The sequence below is a fragment of the Roseateles sp. PN1 genome, from assembly GCF_038419725.1.
Lineage (GTDB): Bacteria > Pseudomonadota > Gammaproteobacteria > Burkholderiales > Burkholderiaceae_C > Paucibacter_A.
Genome location: NZ_JBCARA010000021.1, coordinates 34,059 through 53,226, shown reverse-complemented (window position 1 = coordinate 53,226; position 19,168 = coordinate 34,059). Strand labels below are relative to the sequence as shown.

Below are 19,168 nucleotides of genomic sequence, written 5' to 3'. Positions count from 1 at the left end.
CGACACTTCTGCCCATGAAAAACGCGGTGACCGCAGCCAGCGCAGTCACCGCGTCAGCGGTTTAGTTCAACTTGGATATATGGAGACAGCAGTGACGCATAACTTAGCTCCCTGTCTCCATAACATGTCCGATGTGACTAGGCTGGAAGCGGCTTGAAGCTTGGCGTTGCGCGGCATATGCTGTACAAAACAACAGCATTAAATAACAGGCAAAAACCTCACTCAGATTCTGAGCTGCATTTCTGGCTGGATTGCTCAGTAGCAACCCACATCGGGGCAGCTTTGTGCATTGGAGATGCACATGCGAGACCCGTCTATCGCACCAATGGGGGAAGTCAGGCGCAAGGCGCTTCGCCCCGAAGTTGTTTCAGCGACCCTGCCTGCGTTGAAGGCGCCGCGGCTGTTGGATCAGCTTCGCGAGCGCATCCGGTTCCTGCACTACAGCCGCAGCACCGAGGACGCCTACGTGTTCTGGGTGCGAGCCTTCATTCGACATCACGGGCTACGCCATCCTCGGGACCTTGATGGTGCTGCCGTTGAATCCTTCCTGACCTGGTTGGCCAGCGAACGCCAAGTGGCACCGGCAACGCACAGGCAGGCCTTGTCAGCCCTGCTGTTCCTCTACGGCAAAGTGTTGGGTGTGCAACTACCCTGGATGGCTGAGATCGGACGTCCGCGACCGCAGCGGCGCTTGCCAGTGGTGATGTCGCGCGACGAGGTCGTCAACGTCCTGTCGAGCCTCGACGTGGAGTGGCGACTCTTCGGGCAATTGCTGTATGGCACAGGCATGCGAATCACCGAGGGCCTGCGCCTGCGTGTCAAGGACGTGGACTTTTCACACGGAGCGATCATCGTTCGCGAGGGCAAGGGCAGTAAGGATCGGGTCGTGATGTTGCCGGAGTCGCTGGTGCCGGGCTTGCGTGAGCAAATGCTGAAGTCTCACGCCGCGTGGCTGCAGGATCAACAGGACGGGCGAGGTGGCGTCGAGATGCCGGACGCCCTGGACAGAAAGTACCCGCGTGCGGGGTCGACTTGGGCATGGTTTTGGGTGTTTCCGCAAGACCATCATTCGACGGACCCACGCAGCGGAGTTGTTCGGCGCCATCACATGTATGACCAGACCTTCCAGCGCGCCTTCAAACGTGCAGCCAAGGCTGCAGGTGTGACTAAGCCGGTCTCTCCGCACACGCTGCGGCACTCATTTGCGACACACCTGCTTCAGTCCGGCTACGACATCCGAACGGTCCAAGAGTTGCTTGGCCATTCGGATGTCGCCACGACCATGATCTACACCCATGTGCTGAAGCTTGGCGGTGGCGCGGTCAAGAGCCCCATAGATTCGATGCGTTTCGATTGAGTGCGTTCTGCTGGCCCGAAAACAGACGGTGGGCAATGACTGCTAACGGCCGTGGCTCAGGGGCAAGGTGCGCGGTCGGGCGACTGCTACGGGCACCAAGCTGCCGAAGGCCCGCCGGCTTGCACCCCGATGGACGGTTCAGTGCCCGGTCCCGCCACTCGGAATTGGCAGTTCGGTCTCGATAAGCAGAGCCCAAGCCTTTCGCCCATGCCGTTTTTTTTCACCCCTTCATTCAGGCCAAAAGACGTCAAAGCGCAAAGAACCGAGCCTGGCTGGCGGGGTCAGATGGGCTGAAAGAGTCGACCTCTGCGGCCTTGGCAGAGCCTAGCTCCGATTTCGAAAGGGGATTTGGGGCTGGCCCCGAGCCCGACGCACCGAACAGCACGGCCATCTCGCAGTTTCACACTTGCAAGTAAACATCGCCCAAACCCGGTGCCTTGGCCGTGCCAAAAGTCTTGCACAGGCCTTGCACCCCGATCACCGGGGGATTCTCTGGAGGGCTCATCGCCAGGCTCCAAAGTCAAGCCTAAATCATCTAAATGACATGTGACGACGCGGCGATGCTGAAGTGACAATGGCGCGCCCTCGGCGGGGTCAGGCCTTGCCTGCGGCCGGGAAGAAGCGCGCCGATTGGCCTACAAAGGCTGCTCGAGTTCACCCATCATGCGCGGGATGCCGGCCACCAGCGCATCGATGGCGACGCGCGTTTTTGAGGGCAGATAGCGCGACTGCGGCCAGACCGCGTGGATCTCAGGGGCTAACACATCGCTGCTGCCCAGCACCGGTTTCAGTTCACCGGCGCGCGCATGTTTGGCCATCAGCCAGCAAGGCAACCAAGCCAGCCCAACGCCGGCCACCGCCGCATCGGCGACGGCCTGGATATCGTCGAGGATCAGGCGCACCCGTGGCTGCGGCTTGAACACCTGACCCGCTTCATCGCGAATGCGCCAGGGGCTGGCTTGGCCGTTGCGGCCATAGGCAATACCGGCATGCAGGGCCAAGTCGGCCGCACTGGCTGGCGCGCCATGCTGCTGCAGATAGGTCGGCGCCGCGCAGATCGCCATGTTTTGGGTCGCCAGCCGGCGCGCCACCAGGGTGGCGCTGTCCGGCGGCGGGCCGATGCGCACGGCCAGATCAAAGCCCTCTTCGACCAGATCGACATTGCGGTCATTGAAGGACATCTCCAGGCTCAGCTGCGGGTGTTGCTCGGTTAGCTGCATGAGCAGCGGCGCGACGCAGTGGCGCCCGAACAGCACCGGGGTGGTCACGCGCAATCGGCCGATCGGCTCGGCTTTGCCGCTGTCGAGTGCAGCGCTGCCGGCATCCAACTCTGCCAAGGCGCGCACGCAGCGCTCGTAATAGGCCTGGCCATCGTCGGTCAAGCTCTGGCTGCGCGTGGTGCGCAGAAACAGGCGCACGCCCAGGCGCTGCTCCAGCCGGGCGATGCTCTTGCCCACTGCCGAGCGGCTCAGGCCCAAACGCTGGGCCGCCAGCGCAAAGCTGCCTGCCTCCACCGCTTCCACAAAGGAGGCGATGCCATTCAATCGATCGCTCATGCTGGCTTCTCATCCGCTCAATTGGTTCCAAAGAGGCTACTCAGATGTTATCAAAATGCGCCACTAACGACATTTTGGAAACCATAAGATGGCCATCAGCGTGATGAAGCGGGCTCAAGCGCAAGCGCCTCGACCCCACGGATCGCGATCAATCATGCAAATGAAACGTCTAAAAAGGATTTGATGATGCAAGCCTATCGAGTCAACCCCGGCCAACAAATTGCCGGCCTGGAACGAGTTGAAGTCGCCGATGCAGCGGGTGCGGCGCATTCGACGCTAGGCCCGTTTGAAGTGCGTGTGCGCGTGCATGCGGTGTCGCTGAACTACCGCGATCTGATGGTGGTGAAGGGGCAGTACCGCGCCGTCAAGCCGGGCGCCGTCGTGCCTGCCTCGGATGGAGCAGGCGAGGTAATTGCCGTCGGCGCGGCGGTCAAACGCTTTGCGCTCGGCGACCGGGTTTTGGCGTCCTTCTTCCCCAATTGGACGCAGGGCGGGCCGACACCTGAGAACACCGGCGGCGCGCTCGGCGGGGAAAGCGACGGCATGTTGGCCGAACAAGTAACGCTGAACGAGGCGGCGCTGGTGGCCATACCCGCCCACCTCAGCTATGCAGAGGCCGCCACCCTGCCCTGCGCCGGCGTGACCGCCTGGAATGCCTTGTTCGTCGAGGGCAGCCTCAAGCCGGGCGACACGGTCTTGCTACTGGGCACTGGTGGCGTGTCTATCTGGGCCTTGCAACTGGCTAAGGCGGCCGGCCTGCGGGTGCTGATCACCTCCTCCAGCGACACCAAACTGGCCCGCGCCCGCACCCTCGGTGCGGACGAAACGATCAACTACCGCAGCCAGCCCGAGTGGCAAGAAGAAGTGCTGCGCCTGACCGAGGGTCGCGGTGTGGACCTGGTGCTGGAGGTCGGCGGCAAGGACACCCTGGCTCGCTCCCTGGCCAGCGCGCGCATGGGCGGAACGGTCGCCATCATCGGCGGTGTCAGCGGCTTTGACGGACAGATCAACCCTGCGCTGCTGATCGGCGGTGCCAAGCGCCTGGTCGGCGTTTTTGTCGGCAGCCGCACGATGCTGGAAGACCTTGCCCGCTTCAGCGCCAACGCCAAGATCAAGCCGGTGGTCGACCGCAGCTTTGGCTTTGAGCAGGCCCGCGAAGCCTTCGAGTTGATGGAACAGGCCGGGCATTTCGGCAAGATCGTCATCAACGTGACGGCCTGAGCGGCTGAGAAAAGCTCTGGCCGCACAGGCCCGCGGCGACCTCAGCACAGGGTCATTCATCGTCTACAGCGTCAAACGCAATAGCGCCGGACTGCTCGCTTTGGTGCAGGTCGATCAAGGGGCGCCCGACTGAGGGGCTTTGTAGATCCTGGCAGAGGTACTGCCAGGGCCCTGTCTGCTCTTGCGGATCTCAGCCGCGCAACTTAAACGCGGCCACCGAATCCACCATCTGCGACGCCTGCTCACGCAGGCTTTGTGCGGCCGCTGCGGACTCCTCCACAAGCGCCGCATTTTGCTGCGTCATCTTGTCCAACTCATTGACCGCCTGTCCGATTTCCCCCAGCGTCAAGGCCTGCGCCGACGTGGAACTGGAGATCTCGGCGACGATTTGCGTCACCCGCTGCACGCTTTGCACCACTTCGCCAATCGTGTTGCCGGTGTCTTGCACCAGCTTGGCGCCGCTCTCGACCTTGTCCACCGAGGTGGAGATCAGGGTCTTGATTTCACGCGCCGCCTGCGCGCTGCGCTGCGCCAGCGAGCGCACTTCGCTGGCCACGACCGCAAAACCACGCCCCTGCTCGCCGGCTCGTGCCGCTTCCACCGCCGCATTCAGCGCCAGGATATTGGTCTGGAAAGCAATGCCGTCGATCACGCCGATGATGTCGGAGATCTTGTTGGACGAGGCTTGAATCTCGTTCATCGTCTCCACCACTCGGCTGACCATCGCGCCGCCCCGGTCAGCGACGACCGAGGCCGTTTGCGCCAAGCCATCGGCCTGACGCGCCGCTTCGGCATTGCTGCGCACACCCTCGCTGAGCTGCTGCATGGCGGCGCCCGTCTGCTCTAGGCTGCTGGCGGCCTGCTCGGTGCGGTTGGACAGATCCATATTGCCGGTGGCGATCTCGGCCGAGGCAATACGGACCTGCTCGGCAGCACTGCGCACACCCGAAATGGTGCCAGACAGCTGCCGCTGCATCTGCTGCAAGGACTGCGTCAAATCGGCCATCTCGTCGCGGCCGACAACATCTACCTCCTGCGTCAAATCACCATCGGCAATGCGTTCGGTCAAGGCCTGCGCCCGCTTAACCGGCTCGATCACCGAGCGGGTGATGGCCAGCGCAATGCCGATGCCAATCAAACTGGCCACGCCCGCCAAGACCAGCGCCAAAGTGACAGTGGCGCGGGCCTTTTCGCTCGCCTCTTGACGGGCCGCTTGCAGACGTTGGCTCTTGTGTTCAGCATATTCTTCGATGGCATCGATATAGGTATCCATCGCCGGAATCAACTCTGCAGCCACCCGAGCACGAATATCAACACCTTCTTTCTTTGACTTGACCAAGTCATCCCGCACCGCTTGGTACTGCTTGCGGGTCTGTGCGATTTTTTCGCTCAAGCGATCGCTCTCCGGCGTTTTGCTGAGCTTGTCTAACGCTTCTTGCGTTTTGTCGATTCGGGCCGACGTTTCCTTGGACTTGCGGGTGAAGGCCTTGGCAAAGTCTTCATCGTCGATCACAAACGTGACGATACGTCGTTGAATATTCGCTTCCGACATGCCGGCCCATTGCCGCGCCAGAGCCAAGCCATTTGAGTCCACATCGACCAAATGCTCAATGCTCGCGTTGAGTTGCTGCACCCGCAACATGCCCACCACCGAGCCAGTCAAGAGCAAGACCATCACAACGGCAAAACCAGCCAGCACGCGTGAGCGCAATTTCATATTTGGAATCATCATCTTCACGCTCTCAAAAAAATACTCAAACAAGAACCCGTCGGGCCGGACAAGGCCGGACCAACTCCGACGGTACTGCCGCCAAATTTTCGAGGATTCGTCAGACAGCCATCGCCTGAGCAAGCATTCGATCAACGTACTGTTTGGCGGTTCTTGGGGTTCTGGCGCTTCGACTCATCCGTCTGTTGATCGGCTTATTTGAACGCGGTGTCAGGATTGGGCACCGAGCCGGGGTCAAACCGAGTGACGCCTATGTTCAACGCAATGCCGAATTGCTCACGCAAGCCGCGCACGCCGGCGTGCAGTGCCGAAATATGTGCTTCGACCATGCGGAGCTCGGAACTACCGAGCAAATACACAAACCCGTCACCCGCCCAGGCGAAAGGCTTAAGCGCCCACGGCCGCCTGCAGCACCTGCCCGCAGGCCTGCAACACAAGAGCGCCTGCATCATGGTCGTGTCGATCATTGATCGCTTTTGAAATGGTCCACGTCCACGTAAAGCGGCGCGCCCGAGGCGCTCTGCAGCAAGTTCTCCAATTGCTCGAACAAGGCGCGCCGATTAACCAGTCCGGTCCAACACGCTACCCAGCAGATAAAGGACCACACACGGCTCATCGAGCCCCCCTGCCCGATCGAGGCTTCGAGCCAGGCGGGTGTTCATCACCTTGAGCAAGCTAGCAATGCTGGCCCGCAGGAAAACTGGCGCGGTGGAAAGCTGAATTGCGTGCGAAATCAGCGCTGCACTAGGGTCAATCAAAGGGCCATGGCGGTGCCTGGCATTCTGGGATTGGGGCATTTTGTTTCGCCCTGCCCCAGCAGGCCCAGCCTTTGCAGGCTCAGGGGCTCAGCCTCGCCTTCTACGCGCGACGGCCACCACGCTTAGACCGGCCGCCAGTAGCAGCGCGCTGGTCGGCTCGGGCACGGCAGACAAGGTCTGAGCTTCAAACACCTGCGAGGCGCCAGAGCCGACGCTGAAGGTCTCAACTCTCAGCGATTGCGAGAAATCGGCAAAGCCGCCGTTCTCGGCGCCGTTGAAGAGGTAGACCGACAGGAAGTAGAAGTACTTGCCGCACATGGGCGACACCAGGGTTTCGCAGCTGATCTGCGTGGGGTCGGCAGTCACGCGCAGCACGGTGTCCACGGTCTTGGCGGTGTCCACGACCGTGGCCTGCGCGCCAAAGGTCGCGAGATTGCGCTGGTTGGTGACCGGCATGCTCTGCAGCTCGGCCAGCAGCGCCGCGCCTTCGGCGCCAGGGTTCAGGCCTGCGCCGCTTGCGAGATTGTTGTAGTCCGCCGTCGTGCCATTGCTGATGGAGCCCAGCGCGAGCGCAGCCACGGCGGCACCCGAAGGTTCGGCACCCAGGCCGCGTGAGCCTGTCGCGCCGAGACGGCCGCTGAGGTGGATGTCGAAGCTCACCGGCAGGTTGCTCGAGGAATAGCCCCAGTACCAGACCTGGGCCTGTGCCACAGCGGCAGTGAGCGTGCTGCTGGGGTCCAAGCGGTCGATGGCACTTGCGGCGGCGCCCACGCCGTCGATGTGGGTCAGCCCAAGCGCAGACGCTGTTCTGCCTCCCGCCATGAGCATGCTCTCGGCTCGCAGATCAAGCTGGGCCGGGTTGGGGACAGCATGGAACTGCTGCTGGGTGTCGTAGATCGAATTGATTGCTGTGCCGGCGGTGGCTAGGTTGCTGCCCAGATACCAACCATCAGGTACCGCTCCGGTGGCCAGGTAGGGCGCGAAGCTGCCCGGCAGAAATCCCGGCACGCTGACTTGAGCAGAGGCGGGCGAAGCGCTGTACAAAGCAGCGAGGGCCAGGGCCGAGAGGTGCCAAGAACGAAGCATGGAGCGATTCCTGTTGAACTGATCTGGGGCGGGATTCTAGGAGCCGAGTTGGCTCGACCTCCTCACTTCACGCTCTCAATCTAGGGGGAGGCAGGCCCTGGGCACCACCGAAGGGTGGACCATCCTGTCGTTCATGGAGATCCCTCTGGGAGGCCTCGACGCGAAGACGCCCAAGGCGGCGATTGAGCAAGGCCTCACGGCGCGCGTGCTTGACCTGGCTGCAGCGGAAGGCACCTGAGGCAGCCGCATGAAACGCCCCGACGTTCGATCTCCTCGCGCACTCGGCGCTCTTGCGCATCCAACGCAGCCGCGCACGCGCCGCACCGTTCGGATCGGCAAGCTGTTGCTCCCTCCCTCGACACTCCTGAACGGCCGCTTTGATGTTGCCGGCCTGCTGCCCCGCCACTTCATGGTTCGCGGGCTTTGCTGCGGCTGAGGTCCGCAAAGTGTGACGACCCGGGCTGCCGTGGCTTCAGTTGCCGCGATAGGTGGAGAAGCCGAAGGGGCTCAAGAGCAACGGTACGTGATAGTGCTGCTTCGCGCTTTCGACCCGGAACACCACCGGGATCTCCGGGAAGAAGCTGGGCTGTTTCTGTCGTGCGTAAAACTCGCCAGTTCGAAAGACCACGCGGTAGTCACCTGCGGCCCATTCTTTCAGCGCAGTAGCGGGCACCAGCGCGCGAATGCGGCCCTGCTCGTCCGTGGTGCCACTGCCCAGCGGCTGCCAGTTGCCGCCGGCAGCACGGCGCTCAAGATCAACTTGGATGCCCGGGCTTGGCTGGCCAGTCTGCAGGTCGAGCACATGGACGCTCAGGGGGTTCGGATCGGCCGCCTGCGCGGCTTGAGTAACACCAGCCATGGCGGCGACGAAGAGAACTGAGGCGATGAGTTGAGGGCGCATATCGAGACTCCAGGGTTGAATGAATAGTCAGGGTTGAGCGGCAAAGATGGCGGCCGCAGTGCCGGCGCAGGCATCGTCGTTCTCCGGCCCGCCACCTCCAGCGACGCCGAGAGCGCCGACCACGGCATCCCCGCGCTTCAGCGGCACGCCGCCGCCCAAAAGCAGCAGCTCGGGCAGGTACTGCAGCGCGGCGGTGTCGGGCTGGCTGCGGGCCTGTCGGCCCAGGGCCAAGGTGGACTGGCGTGTCGACAATGCCGTGAAGGCTTTGCGCCGGGCCGCCTCCAGGTTGTGTGGGCCGACGGCGGGGCTACGGGACAGCATCAGCGTCTGGCCGCTGGCATCGACCACGGCCACCGCGATCTCGCGGCCCAAGCCCTTGCAAGCAGAGCGGGCCGACTCGGCCAGGGTCTCGGCGGCGCGAAGACTGAGCGCACTGTCGGCGTGGGCGCTGCCCGCTAGCAGCCCGGCAAGCAGCAGAAAAGAGGCATAGTTTGAAGGCATGCCGAGACTGTAGAAAGCTCGCGCAGCCGCAACGCTGACCATTCGATGACATCTTTGCCATCGATGTGTGCACGGTCCTCAGGCATTCTTATGACTTGGATGACAAGGAAGCCAAGATGCGCATTCTGGTGGTGGAAGACGAGGCCCGGGCCGGCGAATACCTGAAGCAAGGCCTGGGCGAGGCCGGCTTCGTGGTGGATGTGGCCGCAGATGGCCACACCGGCCTGCACCTGGCCGTGGAGCAGGCCTACGACCTGATCGTTTTGGACGTGATGCTGCCGGGGCTGGATGGTTGGACGGTTCTGCGCCGCTTGCGGCAAACCGCTGCGGGGCGCCAAGTGCCGGTGCTGTTTCTCAGTGCCCGCGACGCGCTGGCTGACCGTGTCCACGGCCTCGAATTGGGCGCCGATGACTACCTCGTCAAGCCCTTCGCTTTTGCCGAGCTGCTGGCCCGCATACGCACGCTCTTGCGCCGCGGGCCTCAGCGCGAAGACGATGTGCTGGACCTGGACGATCTGCGCCTGAATGTGCCGGCGCGCACGGTCACCCGCGCCGGGCACCGCCTGACTCTGAGCGCCCGAGAGTTCAATCTGCTGCACTTGCTGCTGCGGCGCCAGGGCGAGGTGCTGTCGCGCAGCGAGATCGCCTCGCAGGTGTGGGACATGAACTTCGACAGCGACACCAATGTCGTCGATGTGGCGATGCGCCGCCTACGCCTACGCATCAACGACCCGGTGCCCGGCCGTTTGATCCACGCCGTGCGCGGCATGGGCTATATTTGCGAGCTGCGGGAATGAGGCTGCCGCAATCTCTGGGTTGGCGGCTTGGGCTGTCCGGCGCACTCGTGGCGGCCCTCGCCAGCGCCTTGCTGGGGGGCTATTTGTACAGCTCCTTTGAGCAACAGCTCTTGCGCCGCGACGATGTTCAGCTGCTGGGCAAGCTGCGGCAACTGCGACAGCTGCTCGGCCACAGCGGCACGCCCGAACTTTTGGTCTCGCAGGCGGACTACCTCCGAGACACCATGAGCGGCGAGAGCAATGCCTTGATCGAGATTTATGCCGAGCCGTCTGGAGGTGGCCGCCTACTTCTGGCCATCAACCCGACTGGCCTGAGCCTGCCTCGGCAGCCCGCCCTGCCGCTCAACCAAGAAGCCGGCTTGCAGCACCTCACGCACTGGACTACGCCAGAAGGCGTCCCCGCTGCGGCCTTGAATGCCTTGGCGCATTTGGGGGCTAGCGAGGTCGAGATTCGGCTGGCACGGCTTTACCCCGAGCGCCGAGCGCTGCTGGCCGACTACCGCTTACGCATTGCGGCGGCCAGCCTGGCTGCAGGCGGTCTTGCCGCCGTGTTGGTCTTGGCCTTGATCTGGCACGGCCTGTCTCCCCTGCGCAGGCTCCATGCGCAGACGGTTGCAATCGGCCCTCACAGCCTGGCGCTGCGCCTGAATGCGCAGGACGTTCCCATCGAGCTTCGGCCCTTCGTGGAGGAACTCAACGCGATGCTGACCCGGTTGGAGCAAGGCTATGGGCGGCTGAACCAGTTCGCCGCCGACTTGGCGCATGAACTGCGCACCCCGCTGGCCACACTGACCGGGCAAAGCCAGGTGATGCTGAGCCGTCCGCGAACAGAAGCCGACTATGCCCACTTGCTGGAGTCGCAGTTGCAAGAGCTGGAGCGATTGAACCGCATGGTCGACAGCCTGTTGTTCCTGGCGCGCAGCGAGCATCAGGCGCTGGCTGGCGCGTTGCAATGCCAGACCTTGTCGGCCGCCGAAGAGTTGGCCCGCCAAGCAGACTATTTCGCCGATCTTGCCGAAGAGCGTGGCCTGAGTTTGCGCTGTGAGGGAGACGCGCCGCTCTGGGCCGAGCCCATTTTGCTGCGGCGCGCACTGGCCAACCTGATTTCCAATGCGCTGCGGCATGCAAGGCCAGGCAGTGTCGTGGCGCTGACAGCGCGAACGGAACAGGAGAGCGGCCTGAGCTGCGCGGTGCTGGAGGTCGTCAATGACGGCGAGCCTCTGCAGCCTGAGGTACTGCCCCGCTTGTTTGATCGCTTCTACCGTACCGACCAATCCCGCCACCGCGATGCCGGCGGCAGTGGGCTGGGTTTAGCGATCGTTCGGGCCATCATGGAGATTCATGGCGGTAGCGCGGAGGTTCGCCAATCGCCGGGCCAAGGCATCAGCTTTGCACTGCGATTTCCAAGCTCTTCACATACAAGAAGTAGCCAAGGTCTTACGCAATAGCGGCGCAGTGCCTCGGCGCCCAGCGCGCGTTTCAAGGGGCTATGGCGCCTTTGTCGCCGCGAACCAAAGACAAGCGCCACGCTCAAGAGAAAGCCATGGTCAATGCATTAGCATCTCCGCCCATGCGCCGAAATCTTGCCCATCATCTCAATGGCCTACGGTTTTTTGAGGCAGCCGCGAGACACTTATCTTTTACCCGTGCGGCTGAAGAGTTATGCGTGACGCAGGCAGCCGTCAGCCATCAGGTGCGAGCCTTGGAAGAGGCGCTGTCTCTCTTACTCTTTGAGCGGCGGCCGCGGCAGGTCAACTTGAGCCCTGCGGGAGCACGTTTGCTCGCGGTCTTGTCCAGCAGCTTTGATCATATTGAGTCAGTGCTCAATGAGCTGAAGCGTCAAGGCAGCAGCAGCTTGCAACTCGCAGTGACGCCATCTTTTTCGAGTCGCTGGCTGATGCCTCGCTTGCCGGTGTTCTGGGATGCACACCCGGACATCGAGCTTCATCTGCACCACACTGCGCAGGCCGACGCACTCACGCGCGGGGCCGCAGACGCCGCCATCATCTGGACCAGCCTCAACCCCGAGAAGCCTGGTCGCCTTTGGGCCAGGCGCCTTTTCGGCACGGCCTTGAGCCCGGTGTGCGCCCCTGGTTTGGCACTGCCCGAGGCGCCCTTGATAGACGCATATTCCTTGCGCAATTACCCCTTGCTGCATGAAGACAGCTTTGAAGACTGGCAGCGCTGGATGACTGCGGCGGGCGTTAGCGACGCACAGGTACAGCATGGCCCCGTCATCGACGACAGCAATGCGCTGCTGCTTGCAGCCATGGGTGGCCGCGGCGTGGCCTTGGGTCGCCTCGCCCTATTGGCGGATGATTTGCGCAGCGGTCGCCTGATTCGACCGTTCGAGTGCAGCATCGAAGCCGATGGCGCCTATTGGCTGATCACTTCACCGGCCACGGCCGAGCAGACTCGCTTCAAGGCGCTGGCGGCCTTTCTTGAGGCCGAAGCGCGGGCGCTGGCCAAGGACTGAAGGCGCAAAGTAGCTATAGACAAGTTCTATCGCAGCGTCAACAAGCCTTGGCCCGGTTGAACGCCCCGGCGCCAGAACTGCCAAACTTGCCCGCATGCTCGGCGCTCTGAGATACAGCGGGCAAACAAAGGATCTAGGCAGAGAGCTTGCCTAGGCCTCGCCGGCACCCGCCAGCGAGGCCTAGGGGCAAAAGGCCGCCTCGTTCAACCCTCAGCCTTGAAGCCAAAGGCCCGCTCATGCACATAGACCAGCTTGCAGTCTTGCAGGTACTGCGCGTCATGGATGCGCCCTGCGCTCACATAGCCCGTCTCGCCCGAGTTCAAGGTCAATGGCGGGCCGTCGGCATGCAAGGCGCCGGCCGAGTCGCGGGTGAAGAACTGGATGCGCATCTGGCCTTGCACGACCACCGTCATGTCATTGCCAGGGTGGCTGTGCGGCGGCTCGCTGCTGCCGGCTTGCCAGCGCTCCAGCATGACCTCGACACCGTCGGGATTGGCGGGAACGCTGGTACGCACAGTGAAGCCCGCTGGCGCGCCGGGTGCCTCGACATGGTGGGACCAGATTGAGCTCTCGTGTTGTGGTGATTTCATGGGGACGTCCACTCCTTAAAAGGCCATGGTCAGTGACAACTGGGCGTTGCGGCCCAGGATGGGTCGGGCATAGTAATAGTCGCTGCCCCCTGGCGCCTGCACAAACCCCGAGCGCGGGTTGCCTTCGGTCAGGCCGATGGTGTTGCTGAGGTTCTGCACGCTGGCGTTCATCGACAGCTTGGGCGTCAGCTCGTAGCGCATGCTCAGCCCCCAGGTGCGATAGGCCGGCAACTTCACCGAGTTGGATATGTCGGCGTAACGCATGCCCATGAACTGATAGCTCAAGGTCAGTTCGCCTTTGTTGTCATTGAAGTAGACCGTCGGCGCGATGGTGTAGTTCAGCTCTGGGGTGCGCTCAGGGCGGTTGCCGTTCCAGCTGGTGGCCTCTTTGCGCAATTCCTCCAGCTCGTCGCCAGAACCGCGCAATACGCGCAGGTCGTTCACGCTGAAGCGCGAGCGCTGCACCACACCCACGGCATTGAGCTGCAGCCAGTTCATAGGGCGCCAGTTCATTTCGAATTCCAGGCCGTTGGACTTAACACCCTGCAGCATTTCCACCTGGGAATTGCCAACCTCGGCGCCATTCGGATCGCCCTGGAAGTCGGCCTTGTAGTAAGTGAAGGTGCCGGTGAAACCGCGCGTTTGGTAGCGCAAGCCGGCTTCTGCGAATTGAATGCGCGTAACCGGCAGGTCACCCGTGGCCTGATAGCTCTTGGCATAGCGGCCATAGACGGCCATATTGTCATTCAGCAGATAGTTGCCGCCAACGGTCCACGACGGTTCGCGCCAGTCATTGCGGATGCTCTCAACCTGGCCGTTGGTCGGATAGGCCCAGCGGTTGTTGGCAATGATGTTGTCCACATCGCACGCAGCGTCACCGAGCTTGTCGACATCGCAGCCTGGCTTGAAGGCACCAGGGATGGCGGTGTACTCGTTGTAGCCGCTGCGCTGCTCGCGGTATTTGTAGTGCTCCATGCGCACCCCGGCATCCAGACGCAGTCGCTCGTTCACCTTGTACTCGTTGTTCAAATAGATGGACGTCGAATTGTTGTGAAAGGTGGAGTTGCTGTCGCCCCAGGTGGAGTATTCGCGCACGCCGTTCTCGGTGTACGCGCCGACCACCTTGCCGGCGGGGTCCAGGGCCACGATGTCCATGCGGCGTGCATGGGTGCGCACGTCGGTGACGAAGCGCGCGGTGGCTGGGCTGCCATTGGGGCCGATGCGGGTGTCAAAGGCCAAGAGGCCCACTGTCAGGCTGTTGTTAGGCGTATTCCAGCTCAGCGACAAATCGTTCACTGCCTCGCGCTGCGCCTGCTTGTCGGCCTGCAGCACGTTGTCGGACAACAGCCCGTTGCCATTCAGTGCATTCAGTTGGGCCGGGGTAGACAGAACCTCACCGGTGGACACCACCCGCAGCGCCGGCGTGCATTGCCCACCACAGGCGCCCGCAAAGCGGTCCAGCATTTCCTGGACATAGCCAAACTTGGCGGGATCCAGTCGATTGACTGCTGGCCGCAAGCTGCTGTTGCTGGACGAGAAGACCACGCTCGCCGTCACATCGCTGTCGGTGTAGCGACCTTTGGAGCGCAGCGTCAACTCCTTGCTGAGGGCCTTTTCAAAGCTGTAGCCAATGGCGCTGGCTTTGACATGAAAGCCCTCGCGCGAATCGTTCAGCTGGCTGAAGCTGCCGGGCACGAGCGAGGTGCGCACGTTCTGCACGCCCGAGTCCAAGCCGATCATGGTGCCGTAATTGGCATTGATGCCGGGCAGGCTGCGTGGATTGTCTTTGCCCTGCACCGGAATCGGCAGATAGAAGGTGTTGTGGTCGTCGACCAGCTTGGCGTTGATGCTCCATTCGCCGCCCTCAATCTTCTTGCCCACATGAGCGCGCAAAGTGCCACCGAAGTTGGCGGTGAACTCAGGGTTGCGCACGCCGTTATCGCGGCGATAGAAGCCCGAGGCACCGGCAAACCAGCCATCGCCCAGGCCACCCGCGTAGCGCATGTCGACGCGGCGGGTGCCGTAGTCCGAGGTGCTTAGGCGCACTGCACCTTCCGGGGCGCCCTTGTTGCGATAGGTCAGGAAATTGATGGTGGCGCCTGCGCCATTGGTGGTCAGAATGGCCGAGGTGCCACCGCGCACAGCCTCCAAGCGGTCAATGCCGATTTCTTGTTTGACCAAGCCGTCGGCTGTCCAGCTCGGGTAGTAAAACACCGGCAGCCCGTCTTCTTGCAGCTGAACCCAGCGTTGGTTGCCGCCCGACATGCCGCGCACCGAGTAGTTGTTCGACATCTCGCCGCCCGAGGCTTCCACATACATGCCGGGGATCAGTTCCATGGCTTCGGCGGTGGAGCGCGGCGCTTTCCGGTCCAGCTCGTCACGGTCGGCCACGGTCACGGCCACTGAGCTGTCGCGCAGTGTGCGGTTCAGGCCGGTGCTGCCGGTGACAACCACACGGTCGAGTTGGTTGGCATCATCCTTTTTGTCGGACTTCTCAGCCTTGTCGGCTTTGGCGACATCGCTGCTGCTTTGCTGCGCCGCGGCCGGCAAACTGCCCAGGCTGATCAACACAGCCATACCTATCAGGCTGGGGCGTAGGCGGCCGGGGCCAAAGGCCGAGGCACAGGGGGGAAAGGACTGCCCAATCTTGCTTGTCTTGCTCATCATGATCTCCACGTCTTCAGAGGTTTTGCTTTTAGGAAGGAAGGGATAAAAGACGGACGAAAATAGCCCCCCAGCGCGCGCCGGTAAGAGCGGTGCACGTTGCGGTCTTGCTGGATGAAAGGCGGTCACGCCTCGCCCAGGCGTCACCGGTTCAGCTGAGTTGCCTCACGCTGACGCCTTGCACGTCAGCCGCTTCGAGGCGGCGGCAGAAAGCTCTTGGGGCGGCCCTGCGTGCGCTTCCGGTATGGCTGTGTCATAGCGCTCGGCTCGCACCCAGCAGAGCCGGTGGCTCCTGGCTGGCAATCACATAACTGGGCACGGCGGCCAAATAGCCGGCCATGCGGCCCTTGGCTTCAAAGCGCTGTCGAAAGCGTGAAGCACGAATCCACTCAGGGCCCAGGCGCGGCACAATGCCGCCGCCGATGTAGACCCCAGCCCGCGCGCCCAGTGACAGAACCAGGTCGCCGGCCACATCGCCCAGGAAAGCACCGAACAACTCCAGCGCCTCCACGCACTGCGCATGAGCTTTTGCCTGCGCTTGTTCGATCACCCCAGCCGGCGTGATGCCCGCAGGAAGGGCGCAGCCATCCAACTCGCACAAGGCTTCAGCCAGATGCACCAGACCCGGCCCTGACAAGACCCGCTCAGCCGAAACATGGCCAAAGCGCCGCGCCAGCTGAAGGATCAGGCGATGCTCCCGTTCGTTGTGGGCCGCCAGACTGACATGGCCACCCTCGGTTTGCAGCGCTGTCCATTGCCGGTCACCGGTGGACACCAGGCCCGACACGCCCAGACCGGTTCCAGGGCCTAACAATGCCAGGGTGCCGGCGTCCGCCACCGGAGGCTCTGCCCTGGGCCCACCGCAATGCCAGAAGTCGCCTTGCGGCAGCGCCGGAATCGCCAGCGCCAGGGCGGTGAAATCATTCATCACCACCAGTCTTTGCAAGTCCAGCGCGCTGCGCAGCGCTTGGGCGGAAAAGCTCCAGTCGCGGTTCGTCAGGCAGATCTGGTCTTGCAAGACCGGTGTGGCCACGCCCAATGCCGCCTGGCTGGGCGGCGCCAGTCCGTCACGGCCCAGGCCGCTCAGGTAATCCTGTATGCAAGCGGTAAGGTTTGGAAAATCCCCGCAAGGCACAACGCGCACCCGCTCAATCGGTGCACCCGCCCTGCCCTGCCAAGCCAAGCGCACATTGCTGCCCCCCACATCGCCGAGCAGGCTGGGGCCGGCTGGCGCATCGCCGCGGCGGGCTTTGTTACCAATCTCAATCATTCCTTGATCTCCTCGACTCGCGTCCAGATGCCACCGGCGCGATGACTGCGCAAGGCTGCGTCCACCAAAAGCAAGCCCTCCAGGCCATCACCCACCTGCGGCAGGCCCAAGCTCTCCGCCGCCGGCGCCCGCCCTTGCTGGCGCGCCCGGATGTGCTCGGCGGCCTCTCGGTAGAGCTGGGCAAAGGCCTCCAGATAGCCTTCCGGATGGCCGGGCGGCAAGCGGGTGGCGGCGCGCGCGGCGGTGCTGTCCAACCGGCCGCGTGTCAAGATCTCGCTGCTGCCGCCCTGGCGGGTCAGGCGCAGCTGATTGGGCTGCTCCTGGTCGAACTCCAAACCACCTTTGCTGCCGTAGAGGCGCAGGCGCAAGGCGTTCTCGCAGCCGCTGGCCACCTGGCTGGCCCAGAGGGCACCGCGCGCACCACCGACAAAGCGCAGTAGCAACTGGGCGTTGTCGTCCAGGCGCCGGCCCGGCACAAAGCTGCTCAGCTCGGCGCACACCGATGCGGCACGCAAGCCGCTGACAAAACAGGCCAGCTGATAAGCATGCGTTCCAATATCTCCGAGCGCCCCGGCCGGCCCGGCCAGGGCTGGGTCGCAGCGCCAACTGGCCTGCTTTTGGCCCTGCTGTTCCAGCGGCTCGGCCAACCAGTCTTGCGCGTATTCCACCTGCACCAGGCGCAGCTCGCCCAAGACGCCGGCTCGTACCAAGTCACGTGCATGGCGCACCGCTGGGTAGGCGCTGTAGTTGTAGGTGACGGCCAAGAGCCGTTGGTGCGCCTGAGCCAAGGCCGCCAGCTCGCGCCCCTCGCGCACCGAGATGGCCAGCGGCTTGTCGCAGATCACGTCGATGCCGGCCTGCAGAAAGGCCTGGGCCACCGGCGCGTGCAAATGGTTGGGTGTGACGATGGCCACCGCCTCGATGCCATCGGGCCGGTCCGCCTCAAGCCTTGCCATCTCGCGCCAGTCGGCGTAGCAGCGCTCGCTGGCCAGGCCCAGAGCGGCACCGCTGGCTGCGCTACGCTCGGCCGTGCTGGAGAAGGCGCCGGCCACCAGCTCGAACTCGCCGTCCAAACGCGCCGCGATGCGGTGCACCGCACCGATGAAAGCCTCTTGGCCGCCACCCACCATGCCCAGACGCAAGGGGCGCTGAAAGCTGGCACTCATGGCTGCGCCTCCCCGGCCGCGCCGACCATCGCAGAGCCCAAGCCCAGCAAGGCACGCAGCTCTTCGCGCGGGCTGCCGTTGCCGGCAAAGTCATCAAAGGCCTTGTCTGCCACGCGGATCAAATGCCGCTGGATGAAGGCCGCGCCCTCGCGCGCACCGTCTTCCGGGTGCTTCAAGCAGCACTCCCATTCCAGCACCGCCCAACCGGGGTAGCCGTAGCGGGTCAGCTTGGAGAAGATGGCGCCAAAGTCGATCTGCCCATCGCCCAGCGAGCGGAAGCGCCCCGCCCGGTCGGCCCAGTCGGCATAGCCGCCATAGACGCCTTGCCGCCCATTGGGGCGGAACTCCGCGTCCTTGACGTGGAAGGCGCGAATGCGGGAGTGGTACAGATCGATGAAGGCCAAGTAGTCCAGCTGCTGCAAGTGGAAATGGCTGGGGTCGTAGAGGATGCAGGCGCGCGGATGCTGCTGCACCGCATCCAAAAAACGCTCAAAAGTCACCCCGTCGAACAGGTCTTCGCCGGGGTGCAACTCGTAGCAGACATCAACGCCGGCCTGATCGAACGCATTGAGGATGGGCGTCCAGCGCCTTGCCAGCTCGGCAAAGGCCTCGTCCACCAAGCCGGCCGGGCGCGGCGGCCAGGGGTAGAGATAGGGCCAGGCCAAGGCGCCAGAAAAAGTGGCGTGCGCCTTCAGTCCCAGCCGCGCCGAGGCCTTGGCCGCCAGCTTCAGCTGCTCGGCCGCCCAAGCTTGGCGAGCGGCCGGCGAGCCGCGCACTGCCGCGGCCGCAAAGCCGTCGAACGGCCTGTCATAGGCCGGGTGCACAGCCAGCAACTGGCCTTGCAAATGGGTAGAAAGCTCGCTGATCTGCAAGCCCAGCTCGGCCAGGCGGCCACGCAGGTCGTCGCAATAGGTCTGGCTCTCAGCGGCCAAGGCCAAGTCAAACAAGCGCGCATCCCAGCTTGGGATTTGCAGCGCTTTGAAGCCCAGGCTCGCCGCCCAGCGGGCGATGCTGTCCAGGCTGTTGAAAGGCGCGCTGTCGCCCGCGAACTGGGCCAGAAAGAGGCCGGGGCCTTGCAGGGTTTTCATCGTCGTTG

General features: G+C 63.4%; 16 protein-coding genes. 5 read left to right on the top strand and 11 right to left on the bottom strand.

Annotated elements, in window-relative coordinates:
- Positions 1–325: 325 nt before the first annotated feature.
- Positions 326–1,357, top strand: coding sequence for an integron integrase (locus AABB87_RS22475; RefSeq protein ID WP_341973556.1), 1,032 nt, complete (start codon positions 326–328; stop codon positions 1,355–1,357).
- Between the two features lie 635 nt (positions 1,358–1,992).
- Here the strand turns inward: AABB87_RS22475 and AABB87_RS22470 are convergent.
- Positions 1,993–2,913 carry a LysR family transcriptional regulator gene (locus tag AABB87_RS22470; RefSeq protein ID WP_341973551.1) on the bottom strand — a complete coding sequence of 307 codons (921 nt, stop codon included), beginning with the start codon at positions 2,911–2,913 and terminating at the stop codon, positions 1,993–1,995.
- 186 nt (positions 2,914–3,099) lie between these two features.
- Between AABB87_RS22470 and AABB87_RS22465 the strand changes: the two genes are divergently transcribed.
- Positions 3,100–4,134, top strand: coding sequence for a zinc-dependent alcohol dehydrogenase family protein (locus AABB87_RS22465; RefSeq protein ID WP_341973555.1), 1,035 nt, complete (start codon positions 3,100–3,102; stop codon positions 4,132–4,134).
- 190 nt (positions 4,135–4,324) lie between these two features.
- Here AABB87_RS22465 and AABB87_RS22460 read toward each other — a convergent pair whose 3' ends face one another.
- The 5 genes from AABB87_RS22460 to AABB87_RS22440 all read right to left on the bottom strand — a co-directional run bounded on the left by AABB87_RS22460 (position 4,325) and on the right by AABB87_RS22440 (position 9,109).
- On the bottom strand, positions 4,325–5,851 hold the full coding sequence (locus tag AABB87_RS22460) for a methyl-accepting chemotaxis protein (RefSeq protein WP_341973550.1): 1,527 nt from the start codon (positions 5,849–5,851) through the stop codon (positions 4,325–4,327).
- A 206-nt stretch (positions 5,852–6,057) separates the two neighbouring features.
- Positions 6,058–6,330, bottom strand: coding sequence for a hypothetical protein (locus AABB87_RS22455; RefSeq protein ID WP_341973549.1), 273 nt, complete (start codon positions 6,328–6,330; stop codon positions 6,058–6,060).
- Between the two features lie 378 nt (positions 6,331–6,708).
- Positions 6,709–7,707 (bottom strand): PEP-CTERM sorting domain-containing protein, encoded by a 999-nt coding sequence (locus AABB87_RS22450; RefSeq protein WP_341973547.1) that lies wholly within the window; start codon positions 7,705–7,707, stop codon positions 6,709–6,711.
- A gap of 472 nt (positions 7,708–8,179) precedes the next feature.
- Entirely contained in the window at positions 8,180–8,608 is a 429-nt protein-coding gene (gene uraH / locus AABB87_RS22445) for a hydroxyisourate hydrolase (RefSeq protein WP_341973546.1), read from the bottom strand.
- A gap of 27 nt (positions 8,609–8,635) precedes the next feature.
- Positions 8,636–9,109, bottom strand: coding sequence for a heme-binding protein (locus tag AABB87_RS22440; RefSeq protein ID WP_341973545.1), 474 nt, complete (start codon positions 9,107–9,109; stop codon positions 8,636–8,638).
- Positions 9,110–9,225: 116 nt separating this feature from the next.
- Here AABB87_RS22440 and AABB87_RS22435 point away from each other — a divergent pair, with 116 nt between their 5' ends.
- From AABB87_RS22435 to AABB87_RS22425, 3 genes are read left to right on the top strand one after another with little or no spacing between them, the layout of a single operon-like run.
- Positions 9,226–9,906 carry a heavy metal response regulator transcription factor gene (locus tag AABB87_RS22435; RefSeq protein WP_341973554.1) on the top strand — a complete coding sequence of 227 codons (681 nt, stop codon included), beginning with the start codon at positions 9,226–9,228 and terminating at the stop codon, positions 9,904–9,906.
- A complete protein-coding gene (locus AABB87_RS22430; protein WP_341973544.1) occupies positions 9,903–11,354 on the top strand; it encodes a heavy metal sensor histidine kinase in 1,452 nt (483 codons plus the stop codon). The genes AABB87_RS22435 and AABB87_RS22430 overlap by 4 nt, the downstream gene beginning before the upstream one ends.
- Positions 11,355–11,395: 41 nt before the next feature.
- Positions 11,396–12,382, top strand: coding sequence for a LysR substrate-binding domain-containing protein (locus AABB87_RS22425; protein ID WP_341973543.1), 987 nt, complete (start codon positions 11,396–11,398; stop codon positions 12,380–12,382).
- A gap of 203 nt (positions 12,383–12,585) precedes the next feature.
- On the opposite strand, the gene AABB87_RS22420 is transcribed toward AABB87_RS22425, so the two are convergent.
- The 5 genes from AABB87_RS22420 to AABB87_RS22400 all read right to left on the bottom strand — a co-directional run bounded on the left by AABB87_RS22420 (position 12,586) and on the right by AABB87_RS22400 (position 19,160).
- Entirely contained in the window at positions 12,586–12,972 is a 387-nt protein-coding gene (locus AABB87_RS22420) for a hypothetical protein (protein ID WP_341973542.1), read from the bottom strand.
- Positions 12,973–12,987: 15 nt separating this feature from the next.
- Positions 12,988–15,549: a TonB-dependent siderophore receptor gene (locus AABB87_RS22415; RefSeq protein ID WP_341973541.1), complete on the bottom strand. Its 2,562-nt coding sequence runs from the start codon at positions 15,547–15,549 to the stop codon at positions 12,988–12,990.
- A gap of 340 nt (positions 15,550–15,889) precedes the next feature.
- Positions 15,890–16,906 (bottom strand): glucokinase, encoded by a 1,017-nt coding sequence (glk, locus tag AABB87_RS22410; protein ID WP_341973540.1) that lies wholly within the window; start codon positions 16,904–16,906, stop codon positions 15,890–15,892.
- Positions 16,903–18,072: a Gfo/Idh/MocA family protein gene (locus AABB87_RS22405; RefSeq protein WP_341973539.1), complete on the bottom strand. Its 1,170-nt coding sequence runs from the start codon at positions 18,070–18,072 to the stop codon at positions 16,903–16,905. Before AABB87_RS22405 ends, glk begins: the two co-directional genes overlap by 4 nt.
- On the bottom strand, positions 18,069–19,160 hold the full coding sequence (locus tag AABB87_RS22400) for a sugar phosphate isomerase/epimerase family protein (RefSeq protein WP_341973553.1): 1,092 nt from the start codon (positions 19,158–19,160) through the stop codon (positions 18,069–18,071). The genes AABB87_RS22405 and AABB87_RS22400 overlap by 4 nt, the downstream gene beginning before the upstream one ends.
- Positions 19,161–19,168 lie beyond the last annotated feature (8 nt).